Origin of the sequence: Micromonospora sp. CA-111912 (genome assembly GCF_050948415.1) — a bacterium.
GTDB lineage: Bacteria > Actinomycetota > Actinomycetes > Mycobacteriales > Micromonosporaceae > Micromonospora.
The window spans coordinates 4,351,051-4,368,185 of the sequence record NZ_CP192007.1 but is presented as its reverse complement, the minus strand read 5'-3'; the positions used below and the strand labels follow the sequence as shown (position 1 = coordinate 4,368,185).

Here is a 17,135-nt window from a genome sequence, read left to right as displayed (position 1 = left end):
CCCGGCGGAGGCAGCCCGTTGGACAGCGTTCCGCCCCGCCCGTCAGAGTGGTTGGTCGTGAGATACCTGAGCACCGGTGGGCCCGCCGCGATCCGCCGACCCCGACCCTCCGACGAGGCCGAGTTCGTCGCCGCCGCGCGGCGTAGCGGGCAACTGCACCACCCGTGGCTGTCGGCCCCGGACACCCCGGAGGCGTACGCCACGTACCTGGGCCGTATCCGGCGCCGGAACCACGCCGGATACCTGATCTGCGACCGGGCCGGCGGGGCGATCGCCGGGTACGTCAACATCAGCGGCATCCTGCTCGGCGCGCTGCGCGGCGGCTACCTCGGCTACGCGGCGTTCCTGCCGTTCAGCGGCACCGGGCACGCGTCGGCCGGGATCGGCCTGGTGATGCGGCACGCGTTCGACGTGTTGGGACTGCACCGGCTGGAGGCGAACATCCAGCCGGGCAACGAGCCGTCCCGGCGGATCGCCCGTAAGCTCGGCTTCCGGCTGGAGGGCTACTCGCCGGACTACCTGTTCATCGACGGGGCGTGGCGGGACCATGAGCGGTGGGCGATCACCGCACCCGACCGGCCCTGAGCCCCGGGCAGCATCGGCGGCCTGATCCACCTCGACACCCGGCTGGTCAGCGACCCGGGACCGCCCACGTCCGGCTCCAGTGCCGGACTGATTCCGACGTTTGCCCTGGCCGGCGGCGGGAACGGCACCCCCCATGACGAAGCCTCGGGTGGTGATCGTGGGGGCCGGGTTCGCCGGTTACCACGCGGCGAAGACGTTGAGCGGGATCGCCCGGAACCGGGCCGAGATCGTCCTGCTGAACTCGACCGACTACTTCCTCTACCTGCCGCTGCTGCCCGAGGTGGCCGCCGGGGTGGTCGAGCCCGGCCGGATCGCGGTGCCGCTCAGCGGCACCCTCGACGGCGTGCGGGTGGTCGTCGGCGAGGCCGACCGGATCGACCTGCAGAACCGCTGGGTCGGCTACACGATGCCGGAGGGCGACCAGGGCCGGCTCGCCTACGACCGCCTGGTGCTCGCCGTCGGCAGCGTCAACAAGCTGCTGCCCATCCCTGGCGTCACCGAGTACGCCCACGGCTTTCGCGGCCTGCCCGAGGCGCTCTACCTGCACGACCACGTGGTACGCCAGATCGAACTGGCCGAGCTGACCGACGACCCGGCCGAGCAGCGGGCCCGCACCACCTTCGTGGTGGTCGGCGCCGGCTACACCGGGACCGAGGTGGCCGCGCACGGCCAGCTCTTCACCGACCGGCTGGTCGCCCAGCACCCGCACCTGAGAGTCCGGCCCCGCTGGATGCTGCTCGACGTGGCTCCCCGGGTGCTGCCCGAACTGGATCAGCGGATGTCGGTGACCGCCGACCGGGTGCTGCGCCGGCGCGGCGTCGACGTGCGGATGGGCACGTCGGTGGCGGAGGCCACGTTCGACGGGGTGAGGCTGACCGACGGCGAGTGCGTGCCCACGTGCAGCCTGGTCTGGTGCGTCGGGGTGCGCCCTGACCCGTTCGTCGCCGAGCTCGGCCTGCGCACCGAGAAGGGGCGCCTGGTGGTCGACGAGTACCTCACCGTCCCCGGCTTCCCCGAGGTGTACGCCTGCGGCGACGCCGCCGCGGTGCCCGATCTGACCCGCCCCGGGCAGGTCTGCACCATGACCGCCCAGCACGCCCAGCGCCAGGGCAAGCTGGCGGCGCACAACATCGCCGCCTCCTACGGGCAGGGCCGGCGTCGGCCGTACAAGCACCACGACCTGGGCTGGGTGGTCGACCTCGGCGGCAAGGACGCCGCGGCGAACCCGCTGAAGGTGTCGTTGTCCGGGCTGCCGGCCAAGGCCGTCACCCGCGGCTACCACCTGCTGGCCATGCCGGGAAACCGGGCCCGGATCGGCGCGGACTGGCTGCTCGACGCCACCCTGCCCCGTCCGGCCGCGCGGCTCGGCCTGGTGCCCGCCAACGCCGTCCCGCTGGAGAGCTCGTCGCCGGAGGTCCCGGTCCGGCACGGCTGAGTGACCGCCCGGCGTCTTTGGTGATCACCCTTCGCCGGCGCGATCAGCGTTCGCCGGCGCGATCAGCGTTCGTCGGCCGGGTGCGGGCGGCGGTTCCTCATCGGCCCGAACTCGCGTAGCAGCAGCTGCCCGATCCCGGCGGCCGGGATGGCCAGCAGCGCCCCGATCAGACCGGCCAGCTCCGCCGCGAACAGCACACTGGCCAGCACGGTCAGCGGGTTCAGCTGGACCGCCCGCGCCATGATCACCGGTTGCAGCAGGTGGTTCTCCACCTGTTGGTAGATCACGAAGAACACCAGCACCACGATCCCGGCGGTGGGGGAGTGCAGGAACCCGGCGCCGCCCGCGAGGATGGCCCCCAGGGTCGCGCCGACCAGGGGCAACAGGTCGGCGATCGCCACCAGCAGCGCGATCACCCCGGCGAACGGCACCCCGGTCAGGACGAGCACGAGGAAGGTCAGGACGCCGCAGATCACGCTGATCAGCAGGTTCCCGGTCAGGTAGCCGGTGACCACCCGGGACACGCCCCGGCCGATCCGCCGGGCCCGGCCCGCCGCCCGGTCACTGAGCAGGGCGGTCACGCCTGCGGTGACCCTCGGGGCCTCCAACACCATGAGGTACGCCAGCACGATCACGGTGATCAGCCCCGCGAGGGTTTCCAGCACGCGCCGGACCAGCCCGACGGCGGGCTCGCGCAGTTGGCTGCCGTACTGCTCGATCTGGTTGGAGTGGCCGGCCAGGTACCGCCGCAGCCGCAGCCGCTCCAGCGCCTCGCCGACCGGGCCCCGCCCCGCCCGGGTCTCCCGCAGCAGGTCCGGTGCCCGGTCGGCGAACCGGCCCAGCTCGTCCACCAGCGGCAGGAAGATCACCGCGATCAGCGCGGTGAGCACCCCGAACGCGGCCAGGAAGACCACCAGGGTGGCCAGCGCGCGGCGGCGCACGAAACGGCGTTGCACGCCGTCGACCAAGGGCTTCAACGCGACGGAGAAGAACGCCGCGACCACGGCCCAGACCAGCAGCCGCCGGGTGGCCCAGATCAGGAACAGCCCGAGCAGGGTGGCCAGCACCAGGCCGATGACGATCGCGGCCCGCCGGGCGGTGACCCTGTCGTCGGCGTTCCTCATCCGGCGCGGCTACCCCCGCCGACGGGGCGGAAACCCGTTCGCGGTGGGCGGCCCGGGGCGGCTCAGCTGACGCCGAGCGAGTCGTCGGTGCCGGCGCGGGCCCCGCCGACGAACTCGTCGAGCGTCGGCCCGTGCAGCACCTGACCGGGGACCGGGTCGCGGGCCGCCCGCGCGGCCAGCCGGTCGGTCGGCAGCCGGCCCGCCCGGCCGGCGGCGGCGAGCACCACGTTGCCGTACCGCCGCCCGCGTAGCATCCGCCGGTCGGCGACCAGGCACACGTCGGCGTACACGGCCCGCAGCGTGGCCACCCGGGACCGGGTGAACACCAACGGGGGCAGGTCGGTGACGTTGACCAGCAGGATGCCGTCCGGGCGGAGCACCCGGGCCACCTCGGCGGCGAACTCCACACTGGCCACGTGCCCCGGCATCAGGGCCGCCCGGTAGACGTCGGCGAACACCAGGTCGTACCCGCCGGGCGGGGCCGCGGTCACCGCGTCGCGGGCGTCGGCGACGACGACGCGTACCCCGGCGCCCGGCGCGGGCAGCTCGCGGCGGACCAGCTCCACCACGGCCGGGTCCCGCTCCACCACGAGCTGGGCGGAGCCCGGCCGGGTCGCCCCCACGTAACGGGGCAGGGTCAGGGCGCCCCCGCCGAGGTGCAGCGCGTCGACCGGGGTGCCGGGCGGCGCCGCCAGGTCGACCACGGCGGCCATCCGGCGGACGTACTCGAAGTGCAGGTGTCGGGGGTCGGCCACGTCGACGTACGACTGGGCGACCCCGCCCGCGAGCAGGGTGCGCCCGGTGCGGCGGGCCGGGTCGACCACCAGGTGCGGTCCGTCGGCGGCGGTGTGCATCCCGGCACCGTAGCCGCCACAGCCGACCTCCATTCCCCGGCGGCGGGCCGGCGGGCACGACTGCCCGCCGGCCCGGGTCTCAACCGCCGGCAGCCGAGCCGAGCAGGTCGCGCAGCCCGTCCGGTACGTGCAGCGAGGCGACCAGGTCGCCGTCCCGGTCGGCCAGCGCGGCGAGCGTCGCCTCCGCCTGGTAGCGGGCCTGCTCCGGGGTACGGCCGCTGAGCCGGGCCACCTCGGCGAGGAAGCCGGGCAGGTCGTGGTGGCGCTCGATGCCGTCCACCGGGACCACGTCGTGCAGCGACACCGGCACGGCCGTCAGCAACCGCTCCCGTGCGGCCTGGTCCAGCGCCCAGGCCAGGGTCAACACGGTGGCCTCGGCCGCCACCTTCGCGGTGCGGAAGTCGACGCCCGCCCGCCGTCCGACGTCGTCGACCAGTTCCCGGTAGCCCACGCCGATCGCCCCCGGCGCCCCTCCGGGGCCACGCTGCGGGCGCGGCTGCGGCCGGGCGGTCGGCGCGGGAGCGGCCGGAGGTGGGGCCGGCCCGCCCCGGGTGGTGTCGGGCTTGTGCCGGCCGGCCGGCGGCGGCCCGGCCCGCTTACCCCGGTCCAGGTGCGTGAGCTGCTTGGACGCGCTGAGGCTCGCGCCGGTCTCGCTGGCCTGCCGGCCCCGTTCGCGGGACTGGCGGGCCAGCGCCCGGCGGCGCTGGTTGTCACCCTCCATCTGTTTACGCATGGCACACCTCGCCCTCTCCGGTCCGTTGTCTCGACCGTCGCCTTCCCGGCGTCGTCGGGGCCGAAACGGCCGAGCCCTCGCGGCGCGGGGCCGGCCGACGGCGGCCGGGGCGGCGTCATCCGGGGCGGGTGAACCAGGCTCACCCGACCGGGCTCCACGATCGGGGTGGGCCGGAGTACTTCCGACACCCGCGGAAGGGAAGGTCGTCATGAAGAGGATCGTCGAAATCGTCCCCGCCCGTCCCGGTTGGTACGCCCGCTGGCGGCTCACGCCACAGGCGACCAGGTGCTACCGGGTGAGCCTGTGGGCCCTGCTCGAGGAGTCCGACGGCGTCGGCCGCGAGGTGGTCGGCGTCGACTGCACCGGGCAGTGGCCCGGGGCGGACGACAACGAGGCGGGTGGGGAGTTCGTCCGTTACCTGTTCCAGACGCCCGACTCCGGACCACCGGAGGACGCGGAGCCCGCGCCGGGCGACGCCGAACGGCGGGCCGACGGGCCGCGCCTGCAACCGGTGACCGCCACCTGAGGCCACCCTCCCGGCCCCCGACTCCTGGTCCCAGGGTTCGGGGGCCACCCCCTGCCCTTCGGGCCCCGGGGTCAGCCGACGTCGCGCGCGCCGACGGCCTCGGCGTCGAGCACCTCGCTCAGGCCGGTGCGGTCGAGCAACCGCTGGAGCTGGCCGCGCACCCCGGTCAGCCGGATCGGGCCGGATCCCCTGCGGTGGATCACCACCAGCGCGCTGAGCCCCGAGGAGTCGCAGAGCCCGACGCCGTCCAGGGCGAGCTCCAGCTCGTGGCAGCCGTCCTGACGCAGCGCCTCGGCGATTTCCGTCAGCTCGGGCGCGGTGTCGAAGTCCAGGTCGCCGGTCAGCCGAAGTCGGGCGCGTCCGGCCTCGGACCGGGTCACCTCGATGGTCAACAGCGCAGAGGGCATGGGCCCATGTTCCCAGCCGACCGCGATCGGCAAACCCCCGGGCTCAGGCGGGCGCCGCCGGCCGGCGGCCGCCTCTTTCCCGAGGCAGCGGACGGGCCGGCAGGCTGGTCAGTCCGGCGTCAGATGGCGGTACCGGCACACCAGCGTAGGGTGGGGTGGGGTGGATTGGACCACATACGCCGTTTCGGTGACGGGCGGGTGTCGAGAAGGAGTGGGGCTCAGCTGGTGACTGCTGCCGACGTCAGGGGCGCGGACCCGGGCGACGGACGGATCTCCACGCCGAGTACCGCACCGGCTCCGGCCTGGTCCGCCGACGTGCCGGTGCGGCCCGTGGCCGGACTGCCGAGGCTCACCCCCGACCGCGGTTCACCGACCCCGGCCTGGTCCGAGGTCGTCGAGCACTTCCGCGAGGGCCTGATCGTCTGCGACGCCCGCGGTGTGGTGCGGCACCTGAGCCCGGTCGCCGGGCGTCTGCTGCCCGAGGTGGTCGTCGGCGCGGTGCTCGCCGCGTCCGGGATCGCCGGCCTACACGCCGAGTCCGGCGTCGGCGAGTTCACCCACCACGACCGCAGGCTGCGGGTCCGCCAGGTGCCGCTGTCCGCCGCCCGGTGCTGCTGGTACGTCGAGGACGTCACCGAGAGCGTCGCCCGGGCCGACGCGTTGCTCGCCGAGCGGGCCCGGTCGGCTTTCCTGGCCGTGGTGGGGGAGAAGCTCGGCAACCCGCTGCACCCCGACCGGGCCGCCGCCGCGGTGGTCCGGCTCGCCGTGCCCACCCTGGCCGAGGTGGCCGTGCTGGTGTCGGCCCCCCGCTCCGGCCGGGCCCGCTGGTGGCGGGCCACCCGCGCCGACGACGACACCTCGACCGTGGACAGCGGGGTGCTCGACGCCGTCGACCTGCCGGCCGCCATCGATGAGGCGCTCGCCGGCACCGAGCCGCACGCGCTGGACTGGCTCGTGGAGCAGGCCGTCGAGGCGGGTTGGCTGCCCGGCCTCGCCGCCGCTGACGCCAGCGTCCGGGTGGTGCCGCTGCCGGGGCGGGACCTGCCGGCGGGCGTGCTGCTGGTCGCCCGCCGCACCGCCCGCCACCACGAGGAGGCCGACCTCGACCTCGTGCGCGCCTTCGCGGCCCGGGCGGGCGCCGCCCTGACCACCGCCGTGCTCTACCGTGACCAGGCGGAGGTCGCCGACACCCTCCAGGCCAGCCTGGTGCCGGTCGAGCCGGCCGAGACGGCCGGCGTGCAGTGGGGCACCGCGTACCGACCGGCGCAGGCCGGGCTGCGCATCGGCGGGGACTTCTACGGCTCGCACCGGCTGCCCGACGGCGGCTCGGTGTTCTTCCTCGGTGACGTCTCGGGCAAGGGGGTCGAGGCGGCCGTGTTCACCGGCCAGCTCCGCCAGTGCCTCCAGGCGCTGCACCGGGTGGAGTCGCACCCCGGCCGGTTGCTGGGGCTGCTCAACGACGCGCTGCTGGAGACCACCCTGGCGCACGGCCAGGGCCGGTTCGCCACCATGGTGCTCGGCGTGGTCCGCCCCCGACGCGACGGCGGGCTGACCCTGACCATGTCCGGCGGAGGCCACCTGCCCCCGCTGGTGCTGCGCACGTCCGGTGAGGTGGAGTCGATCGGCCTCAGCGGGATGCTGATCGGCGTGGTTCCCGACCCGCGTATCGGCGAGGTGACCGTCGAGCTGGCGCCGGGCGAGACCTGCCTGCTCTACAGCGACGGGGTGACCGAGGCGCGGGGCGGCCGGCGTGGCGACGAGCAGTTCGGCACCGACCGCCTGGTCCGTGCCCTCGCCGGCTGCCAGCGGATGCCCGCCCCGGCGCTGGCCGAGCGGGTCGAACAGGTCACCTGCGACTGGCTGGCCCAGCGCGACCACGACGACATCGCCGTGCTCGCGCTGCGGGCCATCGGGCCGCACAGCCGACCGGCCCGGCACCTGCACGCCGTATCCTCCCCGTCCTGACCGCCCTCTCGAAGGAGATCGCCGCGTGATCGCAGCCACCGCCGAGGCCTCCCCGGCCGACTCGTACCACGGCTTCCTCGGATCGCTGGAGGAGGCCGACGAGTACGCCGCGGTCGACGCCGCGCTCGGGCTGGTCGACGCCGGGGTGCCCGCCGAGCAGGTGCTGCTGGAACTGGTCGCCCCCGCCCAGGTCGAGATCGGTGAGCGGTGGGCGCGCAACGAGTGGAGTGTCGCCCAGGAACACGCAGCCACCCACATCAGCGAGCGGGTCGTGGCCGCCGTCGTCGCCCGGGTCAACCCCCGACCCACCCGGGGGCGGGTGGTCGTGGCCTGCATGGACGGCGAGTGGCACGCCCTGCCGCCCCGGCTGGTCGCCGAGGTGCTGCGGTTGCGCGGCTGGCAGGTCACCTTCCTCGGGGCCAGCGTGCCGGCCGTGGACCTGGTGTCGTACCTGCACCGGCACGACGCGCACGCGGTCGCGCTGGCCTGCGCGCTGCCGACGCGGCTGCCGTACGCGCACCGCGTGATCGAGGCGTGCCGCCGCTCCGACGTGCCGGTGGTGGTCGGCGGGCGAGGCTTCGGCCACGACGGGCGCTGGGCCCGCAGGCTCGGGGTTGCCTGGGCCCCCGACGCGCCCAGCGCGGCCGAACTGGTGGCCGACGAGCGGGCCCTGCGTCGTGTCCAGCCGGCAGACCTGTCCCCGCAGCTCGCCGACGACGAGTACGCCAGCCTGGTGAAGCGGCGCGGTGACCTGATCGACGGCGCCCTGGCCGACCTGCGTGACCGGGTTCCCGGGGTGCGGGAGTACACGCCGGCCCAGCTCGACTCCACCGTCAGCGACCTCGGCCACATCGTCGACTTCCTCGCCGCCGCGGTCTACGTCGACGACGCCTCGCTGTTCGCCGAGTTCGTGGAGTGGCTGGTCGCCATCCTGGCCAGTCGGGGGGTGCCGGCCTCGGCGGTCGAGTTCACGCTCTGGCACTACGCGGGGGAGCTGCGGGACTCCCCACGGGCGGCGCGTTTCCTGGGCGCGGCGGGGGCGTCGCTCGACGCGGGCGCGCGGTCGCGTTGAGCGTGCGTAGGTGCGGGGGGCCTTCGGCTCCCTGCTTATACTTGCTCCACTGCAAGCATCAGCCTGCGGTGAAGCGAGGGGAACCACGTTGACGTTCACCGTCACGTACGCCCAGCGGGACGGTGCCGGGGCGTGCCTGCGACTCGCCGGCGAGCTGGACGTGAGCACCGCGCCCGAGCTGAACGCCGTCCTCGACCGGCTGGCCGGCCAGGGGGAGCACCATCTCCTGGTCGACCTCACCGAGCTGACCTTCTGCGACTCCACCGGCCTCGCCGCGTTCGTCCGGGCCGACAACCGGGCCGCGGCCCGGGGCGGCTGGCTGCGGGTCACCGGGGCCACCGGGCGGGTGGAGCGGGTGCTGAAGGTGACCGGGCTGGCCGAGGTCCTGCGATACCCGTTCGACACGGCGCACCCGAGGTCGCAGTCCGCCTCGTGATGGGCTAGATTTCCCCGCCAGCAGGCGATCGTGAGGTCGCCGTCCGCGTCAAATCCGAGGCAGGTCACTCATGGCTGGAAACATCCCCGGCCCCGTTCGTATCCTCGTGGTGGACGACGATCCCGGCGACGTTCTGATGATCGAGGAGGCCCTCGCCGACTCCGACGTCGACAAGGTCATCGACGTGGTCGGCGACGGCCAGGAGGCCATGGAGTTCCTGCGCCAGGAGGGGCGGCACACCGAGGCCCGTCGGCCCGACGTGATCCTGCTCGACCTGAACATGCCCCGGATGGACGGGCGGCAGGTGCTCGGCGAGGTCAAGCAGGACGACGACCTGCGGACCATCCCGATCGTGGTGCTCACCACCTCCAACGCCGACACCGACATCGTCGGCAGCTACACCCTCCAGGCCAACGCGTACGTGACGAAGCCGATCGACCTGGACGACTTCAACGACGTGGTGCGCCGAATCGACGAGTTCTTCGGCCGCGTCGTGGTGCTGCCCAAGCGGGTCTGACCCGAGCCCCGGCGGCGGGCCTCGTCGCCCGGATGCCGAACAATTCTCCCGAACCCCCTCGGCGTCCCGCCGGCACCGCCGAGGATCGGCAGGTGGGAAGAAGCACCGGCTGCCTGGGGGCGACAGGATGAGGTTCTCCGTCGTGGAGTTCGGCTACGACCGTCGGCAGGTCGACGCCTGCCTCGACGAGCTGGCGGTCCGGCTGAGCCGGCTCGCCGCGCGGGCGGAGGGCGTCGCCGTGACGGGCCGGGAGTGGGACCGGCTCCGGCGGGAGGCGGCTCGCCTGTGCGACCTGGTCGAGCGGCGCCGGGCCGATGCGGCCGGGGCGGACCCGGGCCGGTCGTCGCCGCCGGAGGCCGAGCGGGAGGCGGCTGAGGTCCTGGCCCGGGCCCGGTTCGAGCTGGACGCGGCCCGCGAGGAGGCCCGGCAGCTCCGCGAGCAGGCGTACGCCGAGGCGGTGCGGGCCCGCCGGGATGTCGAGGCCGCCCTGGCGGCACGCCGTCTCCGGGCGACCCGGCTCGACGAGATCCTCACCGGTCCGGCCGGTGAGCCGGTGGCCGCGGACACGCCGACGGCCGCCGCGTCCGTGCCGCCCACCGGGGTGCCCACGAGCTGAGCGGCGACCGGTGCCGAGCCTGCGGGCGAGCGCGGTGCCCGGGTGGCCCAGGACGGCTCAGACCAGCGCCGCCACCACTGCGGCGGCCCGCTCCTCGTGCCGGGCGTACGCGTCGGGGAACGCCGAGACCTGCACGGACTGGGCGGCGGCGGTGACGCTCATCTCCTGCCAGCCGGGGACCTTCAGCAGCGCCCCGTAGAACACCCGCGCCGCGTACGCGGGTCGCATCAGGTCGCGGACGCTGCCCCAGCCGCTGCTGGGTCGCTGTTGGAACAGCCCGACCGAGTCGTGGTCGGAGCCGCTGCCCTGGTGCGGGTACTCGGAGGACTCGGGCAGCACGTTGCTGGCCAGGTTCCGCAGGTCGCTCTCCTGCATGGCGGTGGACACCGCCACCACCAGGCCCCGGCGGGGCAGTTTCAGGCCCTGCCCCACGTCCACGATGGTCCTGGCGTTGTCCATCTGGAGTTGGTCGAGTCCGGCGACGGGGCGGGGGCGGACCGGCCTGACCGGCTTCGGCTTGCGGCTGGCACCCGGGCCGGGCTTCGCCGTCGGGCTGGGGGAGAGCGTCGGCGGGGCGGCGGGGGCGCGGTCGAGGGAGCGCGAGGCGCGCCGCTCGGCCTCGGCGGCGACCGCGGCCCGGTCGGCGAGGGCGTCGCGGACCGGCACCGGGTCGGTGTCGGCGTGCCGGGTGCCGGCGAAGGCGGCCACGCCGAGGCAGCAGGTCAGGCCGGTGGCCAGGGCCGCGCGCACCGGGGTCGACCCGAGCAGCGCCCGGCCGGCGCGGCGCTGCGGTTCGGGCCGGCGGTGCCGGCCGGCCGTCCACCCGGTCGAGGTGGCATCGGTCGAACGGTCATCCGGTCGGGTGGCGGTCTGCTTCTGCTCAGCGTTCTGGTCGGGACGCACCCGCCGAGGCTAGAGAGCCCGGCGCGCTTTCCCCAGGAGGCGATTGGTGGCCTGCGCCACAATTTGCGGAATTCCGACCGGCCATATCCTTCTGATTCGGCAGCAAGCCGGCCATCCCGGCGTATCTGCGATGTCCGTCATTCCCGTCGCAAAAGGGGCAAGGAAGATCTTTTGCCGAGCTTGCGCGACCCGTCGCGGTAGCTTAATCAGCTCGTTCGTTCGGGTGATGATCGAATACCTGTTCAGCGCCCGCCGTTGTCCGCCGGGGTGACCGTGAGACGGTGGCGGGTGCTGTCGCCGCTGGAGAACGGCCAGAGCCGATCGGCGTGCTCGACGAGCTGGGCGAGCTGCTGCGGGCTCAGCCCGGCCGACGAGATGGAGGCGTGCACGTCGGCCCGGTAGCGTCCGTCGTCGTCGCGGCCCAGCCGGGCCTCGGCGCGCACCTGCACGGTGTGCGCCTCGTCGGTGATCTCCCCGGCGGCCTCGACCGCCGCGTGGTGCAGGCAGGACGCGAAGGCGGCGGCCAGCAGTTGCTCCGGCGTCAGGCCCGTACAGTGCGGCGCCAGCGGGGAGGCCAGGGCGCTGGACAGTCCTCCGTCGTCGGTTCGGACGTGGCCCCCCGCTGCCGTCGCGGTGGCCTCGTGCAGCCAGGAACTCGGATCCGGCATTCCGTTCCCCCCTCAGTCACCCGCCCGACTACCCGGCCCGCGCCCGGCGAAACCGCCACCGGCTCCGGACAGGCTGCCGGGCCTCAGGACGCTCGGTCGCGCCCAGGTCCGGCCGGCCGGTCGCCGACGGCCGCCACCTGGGTCGCGTCGGTGGCGGCCTGCTCGGTCCACGGGGACACCAGCCCTTCGCGCTGCCGGGGCGGGGACATGTCGATCATCGGCACGTACACCCGGGCGTCGACCGCCTCGGCCAGCAGCAGCGCGGCCATCAAACTGGTCGGCCGGCCCGTCGGGTCGTCGGCCATCAGTTGCTCGCAGAGCCCGGCCACCTCCGGCGGCAGGCCGTCCACCGGCGGCAGCGGCTCCGGCGGCTGCCGTCGGCGTGCCCCGAGCAGCTCGCTGGTGCTGTCGGCCCGGTACGGCAGCCGGCCGGTGAGGCAGTAGTAGAGCAGCACCCCGAGGGCGTACATGTCGGCGGCCGGGGTGGCGGGCCGCCGGTCGAGCTGCTCCGGAGCGAGGTACGCGGGAGTGCCCACCACCATGCCGTCCGGCAGATCGTCGGGCATGTCGGCCGAGGTGGCGATGCCGAAGTCCAGCACCTTGACCCCGCTCGGGGTGAGCATCACGTTGGCCGGCTTCACGTCCCGGTGCACGATGCCGTGCGCGTGCGCGGCGGCCAGCGCCGCCGCGATCTCGGCGCAGACCCGCACGGCGATGCGCCAGTCCAGCGGCCCGGCGCGCAGGTGCGCGGCGAGGGTGTCGCCCTCCGCCAACTCCATCACGATGTACGGCGCCGACCGGCCGGGCGGCATCGACGAGGCGCCGAAGTCGTGCACGCTGGCCACGTTCGGGTGCACCAGCCGGGCCGCGGAGCGGGCCTCGGTGCGGATGCGTTCCACCGAGTTGGCCTCGCCCCGGCCGGGGGAGATCAGCTTCACCGCGACCGGCCGGTCGAGCACCGTGTCGTGGGCCTGCCACACCTCTGACATCCCGCCGATGCCGATGCGCTGTTCGAGCTGGTAGCGCCCGTCCAGCGTTCTCATCGACCGCTCCTCGTCTAGCTCGCCACCATCGGTGGGCGGCAATCCCGTCACTTCCGCCCGGTACCCGACCTCGGAGCTGGGCAAACCGCCGGGGGTGTAGACACCGCGCCGCCCGCGTCTCTCCGATGGGTGCGGTAGCTTCCACACGGGAAGGTCGACCCGGGGTGACGGTGGCGAAACGGAGGGGTGATGGCCGAGGTGGCCGTACGGTTCGTCGGCGGGCCCGCGCACGACCTGGTGCGACAGGTGCCGGCCGGGCCCGACGGGACGCCCCCGCAGTGCTGGGTGCTGCGCCACCCGGGTGGCTCCCCGGCGCCGACCGCCGACCACCTCTACCGGCGGGACCGCCCGGACGACACCGGCACCTGGACCATGCGCTTCGTCCGCACCGACCCGCTGGGCATGTCGCAGTGACCCGCCGGGCCCTGATGCGGTGATCCGTCGGCTCGCACAGCTGGTACACAGGGTCTGCCGATGTGGGGCACAGCCGACCGTTCCACGATGGGAGGCATGGTCATGGAGGGGCAGGCCGCGCAGGGCCGCATCGAGCTGCGCCGACCCGACGGGGAACCCGTCCGGGTGCTGGTGGTCGACGACGAGCCCACACTCACCGACCTGCTCTCGATGGCGCTGCGCTACGAGGGCTGGCAGGTCCGCACCGCGGGCAACGGGATGACGGCGCTGAGCACCGCCCGGCAGTTCCAGCCGGACGCGGTGGTGCTCGACGTGATGTTGCCCGACCTGGACGGCTTCCAGGTGCTGCGCCGGCTGCGCGAGCACACCCCGACCGTGCCGGTGCTCTTCCTCACCGCCCGGGACGCGGTGGAGGAGCGCATCGCCGGGCTCACCGTCGGCGGCGACGACTACGTCACCAAGCCGTTCAGCCTGGAGGAGGTGATCGCCCGGCTGCGGGCGCTGCTGCGTCGCTCCGGGTTCGCCGTCGCCACCCGGGAGGACGCGGTGCTGACCGTCGGCGACCTCAGCCTGGACGAGGACAGCCACGAGGTGCGCCGGGGTGGCCAGCTGGTCACCCTCACCGCGACCGAGTTCGAGCTGCTGCGGTACCTGATGCGCAACCCGCGCCGGGTGCTCAGCAAGGCGCAGATCCTCGACCACGTCTGGAACTACGACTTCGGCGGGCAGGCCAACGTCGTCGAGCTGTACATCTCGTACCTGCGGAAGAAGATCGACGCCGGACGGGTGCCGATGATCCACACGCTGCGCGGCGCGGGGTATGTCCTCAAGCCCGCGGACTGACCGGCTGCGCCGTTGGCTGGCCGGCTGGTCGCTGCGCACCCGGCTGGTGGCCGCCGTGGTGGCGCTGCTCGCCCTGGTCAGCACCGGGATCGGCGGGCTGACCACGGTGGCGCTGCGGCAATTCCTCATCGCCCAGGTCGACGACCAGCTCACCTTCGACCAGCACCGGGGCGGCGGGGACCGGCGGGACCGGTACCCCACCCTGCCCCCGCTGCCCCGCGAGGTGACACTGCCCCCCGGCTTCCCGACCGGCTCGATCGTCGTCCGGGTGGTCGACGGCCGGGTCGTGGAGGCGATGATCCGCAACTCGGCCGGTTCGGTCGAGCCGCTCGCCACCGGCACGGCGGCCCCGCTGGCCGGGCTGGCCGTCGATGGCCGGCCGCGCACGGTGGACCTCGGCGACCAGGGCGACTACCGGGCGGTGGCCCGGCAGTTCGTCGACCTCGACAACGACGGCTCCGGTGGGGTGCTGGTCTTCGCGCTGCCGCTGACTCTCGTCCAGGACACCGTCTGGTGGATGGTGCTGGCCCAGGCCGGGGTCGCCACCGCCGGACTGCTCGTCGCCGGCGCCCTCGGCACGCTGATCGTCCAGGCCACCCTGCGCCCGCTGCGCCGGGTCGCCGCCACCGCCGCCCGGGTCACCGAGCTGCCGCTGGACCGGGGCGAGGTGGCGCTGTCCGTGCGGGTCCCCGCCGCGGACACCGACCCCCGCACCGAGATCGGCCAGGTCGGCGGCGCGCTCAACCGGATGCTCGGGCACGTCGCCGCCGCGCTCGCCGCTCGGCAGGCCAGCGAGACCCGGGTACGCCAGTTCGTCGCCGACGCCAGCCACGAGCTGCGCACCCCCCTCGCGGCCATCCGCGGGTACGCCGAGGTGGCCCGCCGGGGCCACGACCGCGTCCCGCCGGACGTGGCGCACGCGCTGCGCCGGGTCGAGTCGGAGAGCACCCGGATGACCAGCCTCGTCGACGACCTGCTGCTGCTGGCCCGGCTCGACTCCGGTCGCCCGCTGGCGGTCGAGCCGGTGGACCTGACGGCGCTGGTCGTCGACGCGGTCAGCGACGCGCACGTCGCCGGCCCGGAGCACCGCTGGCAGCTCGACCTGCCCGAGGCGGAGCAGGTGGTGCCCGGCGACGCCGCCCGGCTGCACCAGGTGGTGGCGAACCTGCTGGCCAACGCCCGGGTGCACACCCCGCCGGGCACCACCGTCACCACCCGGCTCGCCCCCACCCCGGCGGGAGTCGTGCTCAGCGTCACCGACGACGGCCCCGGTGTCCCGGCCGACCTGCAGAACGAGGTCTTCGAGCGCTTCGCCCGGGGGGACAGCTCCCGGTCGCGCGCCCACGGCAGCACGGGCCTCGGGCTGGCCATCGTGGCGGCCGTGGTGGACGCCCACCACGGCCGGGTCGAGGTGTCCAGCCGCCCGGGGCGAACCGTGTTCACGGTTTCTCTACCGGCGGTCACGGTCACGGTCACGGACTGACCAGGCCCGGGCCGGCGACCGCACCGTGGGTGACAGACTCGGGGGCGTGTACCGGGAGCGTGGTGCCAGGGTGGCCGGGGCGGTGCTCTGGGAGAGCGTCGCCACCGGCGATGGGCCCGCCCGGGTGCTGCCCGACGGGTGCCTGGACCTGCTGTGGTCCTCGCGGCGGGGACTGCTGGTCGCCGGGCCGGACCGCACGGCGCACCTGTCGGAGAGCGCGGCCGGTGAGCGTTGGGTGGGGCTGCGGCTGCCACCCGGCGCCGGGCCGGCCGTGTTCGGCGTGCCCGCCGACGAGCTGCGGGACCGGCAGGTGCCGCTGTCCGACCTGTGGGGACCGGGCGCGGCCTCCGTCGCCGACCGGACGGCCGACGGGCGGGGCGTCGCCGCCGTGCTGGAGGCGGTTGCCCGGGAGCGGCTGCGCGCGGCCGGCGGCCCCGACCCGCTCGGCGCGCGCCTGGTGGGTCGGCTGGCCGCCGGGGCGCCGGTCGGCACGGTCGCCGCCGAGGTCGGCCTCGGCGCGCGGGCGCTGCACCGCCGCTGCCGGCACCTGTTCGGGTACGGCCCGAAGACCCTCGCCCGCATTCTGCGGATGCGCCGGGCGCTCGCCCTGGCCCGGTCCGGGACGCCGCTGGCCGAGGTGGCCGTCCGCGCCGGGTACGCCGACCAGGCCCACCTGACCCGCGACGTCCGCGAGCTGGCCGGGGTGCCGCCCGCCGCCCTGCTGCGCGGCTGAGTCGACGGCCCGGCCGTCCGGGCCCCCCGGTCAGTCGACCGGCAGTGGGGCGAACAGGTCGACGGCGGTGCCGTCGGGGTCGTGCAGGATCGCGTACCGCTGGCCCCAGACGGCGTCCCACGGCGCCAGGTGGCCGTGGAAGCCGGCCCCGGTGAGCTCGGCCCAACACCTGTCGACCTCGGCCGGGTCGGCGCAGCGGAACGCGAGGCTGACCCGGGAGCCACCGGTCGGCGGCGCCCAGTCGGGGTCGAAGCCGCGGATCGTCTCCACCGTGTCCCAGGCCAGCCGCAGGCCGCCGGCCAACGTGAACTCCACGTGCGGCTCGGTCTCCGCGCCGGCCGGGACGTCGAGGCCCAGGCGGCGGTAGAAGTCGAGGGTCCGGGCCATGTCGGTGACCGTCAGGCCGACGAGGTCGAAGTGAGGTGTCATGCGCCGACCGTACGGCGGCGCCGGGCGTCGCGTCTTGAACGGAACGGACGCGGTCGGACTGGGCGGTGTGGCCTCGACGCGGCCCGTCGTCGCGTACGGTGGCAATGAGACAAGTCCGGCTTTTCGGCAGAAAAACCCCTAGTGGCGGAGCCGAAAGCTGACTCCGGGACGGCGAGGGGAAGGAGCGACCCGTGATGCACCTGGCCTACCTGGACGCGGGTTCCGGCAGCCTGATCGTGCAGGCGGTGGTCGGCGGGGTGGCCGGAGCGGCGGTGGCCACGAAGCTCTACTGGCGCCGGCTGACGGCCCGGTTCCGCCGCCGGCCCACCGACCCTTCCTGAGCCGGGCC

20 protein-coding genes and 1 pseudogene are annotated in these 17,135 nt (G+C 74.8%); 13 read left to right on the top strand and 8 right to left on the bottom strand.

What is annotated here, in order from left to right; translation table 11 throughout:
• The first annotated feature begins 57 nt into the window (after positions 1–57).
• On the top strand, positions 58–585 hold the full coding sequence (locus ACQPZO_RS18260) for a GNAT family N-acetyltransferase (protein WP_433342537.1): 528 nt from the start codon (positions 58–60) through the stop codon (positions 583–585).
• 133 nt (positions 586–718) lie between these two features.
• Positions 719–2,020 (top strand): NAD(P)/FAD-dependent oxidoreductase, encoded by a 1,302-nt coding sequence (locus ACQPZO_RS18255; RefSeq protein ID WP_433342535.1) that lies wholly within the window; start codon positions 719–721, stop codon positions 2,018–2,020.
• 62 nt (positions 2,021–2,082) lie between these two features.
• Here the strand turns inward: ACQPZO_RS18255 and ACQPZO_RS18250 are convergent, their stop codons facing one another.
• The 3 genes and pseudogenes from ACQPZO_RS18250 to ACQPZO_RS18240 all read right to left on the bottom strand — a co-directional run.
• The gene (locus ACQPZO_RS18250) at positions 2,083–3,144 is read right to left on the bottom strand and encodes an AI-2E family transporter (protein ID WP_433342534.1); all 1,062 of its coding nucleotides are present in this window, start codon (positions 3,142–3,144) and stop codon (positions 2,083–2,085) included.
• A gap of 62 nt (positions 3,145–3,206) precedes the next feature.
• Entirely contained in the window at positions 3,207–3,998 is a 792-nt protein-coding gene (locus ACQPZO_RS18245) for a spermidine synthase (protein WP_433342533.1), read from the bottom strand.
• A gap of 82 nt (positions 3,999–4,080) precedes the next feature.
• Positions 4,081–4,731: pseudogene (locus ACQPZO_RS18240) on the bottom strand (DUF2267 domain-containing protein); the annotation flags it as partial.
• Between the two features lie 208 nt (positions 4,732–4,939).
• Between ACQPZO_RS18240 and ACQPZO_RS18235 the strand changes: the two are divergent.
• Positions 4,940–5,257, top strand: coding sequence for a hypothetical protein (locus ACQPZO_RS18235; protein WP_433342531.1), 318 nt, complete (start codon positions 4,940–4,942; stop codon positions 5,255–5,257).
• A gap of 71 nt (positions 5,258–5,328) precedes the next feature.
• Here ACQPZO_RS18235 and ACQPZO_RS18230 read toward each other — a convergent pair whose 3' ends face one another.
• Entirely contained in the window at positions 5,329–5,664 is a 336-nt protein-coding gene (locus ACQPZO_RS18230; RefSeq protein ID WP_433342530.1) for an STAS domain-containing protein, read from the bottom strand.
• A gap of 225 nt (positions 5,665–5,889) precedes the next feature.
• On the opposite strand from ACQPZO_RS18230, the gene ACQPZO_RS18225 reads away from it, so the two are divergent.
• From ACQPZO_RS18225 to ACQPZO_RS18205, 5 genes are all read left to right on the top strand, one after another.
• Entirely contained in the window at positions 5,890–7,629 is a 1,740-nt protein-coding gene (locus tag ACQPZO_RS18225; RefSeq protein WP_433342527.1) for a SpoIIE family protein phosphatase, read from the top strand.
• A 25-nt stretch (positions 7,630–7,654) separates the two neighbouring features.
• Positions 7,655–8,701, top strand: coding sequence for a cobalamin B12-binding domain-containing protein (locus ACQPZO_RS18220; RefSeq protein WP_433342525.1), 1,047 nt, complete (start codon positions 7,655–7,657; stop codon positions 8,699–8,701).
• An 88-nt stretch (positions 8,702–8,789) separates the two neighbouring features.
• Positions 8,790–9,137 (top strand): STAS domain-containing protein, encoded by a 348-nt coding sequence (locus ACQPZO_RS18215; RefSeq protein ID WP_433342523.1) that lies wholly within the window; start codon positions 8,790–8,792, stop codon positions 9,135–9,137.
• A 70-nt stretch (positions 9,138–9,207) separates the two neighbouring features.
• The gene (locus ACQPZO_RS18210) at positions 9,208–9,654 is read left to right on the top strand and encodes a response regulator (protein ID WP_433342521.1); all 447 of its coding nucleotides are present in this window, start codon (positions 9,208–9,210) and stop codon (positions 9,652–9,654) included.
• A 127-nt stretch (positions 9,655–9,781) separates the two neighbouring features.
• Complete coding sequence (locus ACQPZO_RS18205) at positions 9,782–10,270, top strand: ATPase (RefSeq protein ID WP_433342518.1); 489 nt, start codon at positions 9,782–9,784, stop codon at positions 10,268–10,270.
• Positions 10,271–10,327: 57 nt separating this feature from the next.
• Here ACQPZO_RS18205 and ACQPZO_RS18200 read toward each other — a convergent pair whose 3' ends face one another.
• The 3 genes from ACQPZO_RS18200 to ACQPZO_RS18190 form a co-directional block, all read right to left on the bottom strand.
• Positions 10,328–11,173: a hypothetical protein gene (locus tag ACQPZO_RS18200; protein WP_433342516.1), complete on the bottom strand. Its 846-nt coding sequence runs from the start codon at positions 11,171–11,173 to the stop codon at positions 10,328–10,330.
• A gap of 242 nt (positions 11,174–11,415) precedes the next feature.
• Positions 11,416–11,841: an OsmC family protein gene (locus tag ACQPZO_RS18195; protein ID WP_433342514.1), complete on the bottom strand. Its 426-nt coding sequence runs from the start codon at positions 11,839–11,841 to the stop codon at positions 11,416–11,418.
• A gap of 83 nt (positions 11,842–11,924) precedes the next feature.
• Positions 11,925–12,884 carry a serine/threonine-protein kinase gene (locus ACQPZO_RS18190; protein ID WP_433342512.1) on the bottom strand — a complete coding sequence of 320 codons (960 nt, stop codon included), beginning with the start codon at positions 12,882–12,884 and terminating at the stop codon, positions 11,925–11,927.
• 189 nt (positions 12,885–13,073) lie between these two features.
• Between ACQPZO_RS18190 and ACQPZO_RS18185 the strand changes: the two genes are divergently transcribed.
• The 4 genes from ACQPZO_RS18185 to ACQPZO_RS18170 all read left to right on the top strand — a co-directional run bounded on the left by ACQPZO_RS18185 (position 13,074) and on the right by ACQPZO_RS18170 (position 16,357).
• Positions 13,074–13,298 carry a hypothetical protein gene (locus tag ACQPZO_RS18185; RefSeq protein WP_433342511.1) on the top strand — a complete coding sequence of 75 codons (225 nt, stop codon included), beginning with the start codon at positions 13,074–13,076 and terminating at the stop codon, positions 13,296–13,298.
• 96 nt (positions 13,299–13,394) lie between these two features.
• Positions 13,395–14,141, top strand: a complete 747-nt coding sequence (locus ACQPZO_RS18180) for a response regulator transcription factor (RefSeq protein WP_433351063.1) — start codon at positions 13,395–13,397, stop codon at positions 14,139–14,141.
• Complete coding sequence (locus ACQPZO_RS18175) at positions 14,119–15,624, top strand: HAMP domain-containing sensor histidine kinase (RefSeq protein ID WP_433342509.1); 1,506 nt, start codon at positions 14,119–14,121, stop codon at positions 15,622–15,624. Before ACQPZO_RS18180 ends, ACQPZO_RS18175 begins: the two co-directional genes overlap by 23 nt.
• Before the next feature lie 46 nt (positions 15,625–15,670).
• Positions 15,671–16,357 carry a helix-turn-helix domain-containing protein gene (locus tag ACQPZO_RS18170; protein WP_433342507.1) on the top strand — a complete coding sequence of 229 codons (687 nt, stop codon included), beginning with the start codon at positions 15,671–15,673 and terminating at the stop codon, positions 16,355–16,357.
• A gap of 30 nt (positions 16,358–16,387) precedes the next feature.
• Here ACQPZO_RS18170 and ACQPZO_RS18165 read toward each other — a convergent pair whose 3' ends face one another.
• On the bottom strand, positions 16,388–16,786 hold the full coding sequence (locus ACQPZO_RS18165; RefSeq protein WP_433342505.1) for a VOC family protein: 399 nt from the start codon (positions 16,784–16,786) through the stop codon (positions 16,388–16,390).
• A 191-nt stretch (positions 16,787–16,977) separates the two neighbouring features.
• Between ACQPZO_RS18165 and ACQPZO_RS18160 the strand changes: the two genes are divergently transcribed.
• Positions 16,978–17,127 (top strand): hypothetical protein, encoded by a 150-nt coding sequence (locus ACQPZO_RS18160; RefSeq protein WP_433351395.1) that lies wholly within the window; start codon positions 16,978–16,980, stop codon positions 17,125–17,127.
• Positions 17,128–17,135: the final 8 nt, after the last annotated feature.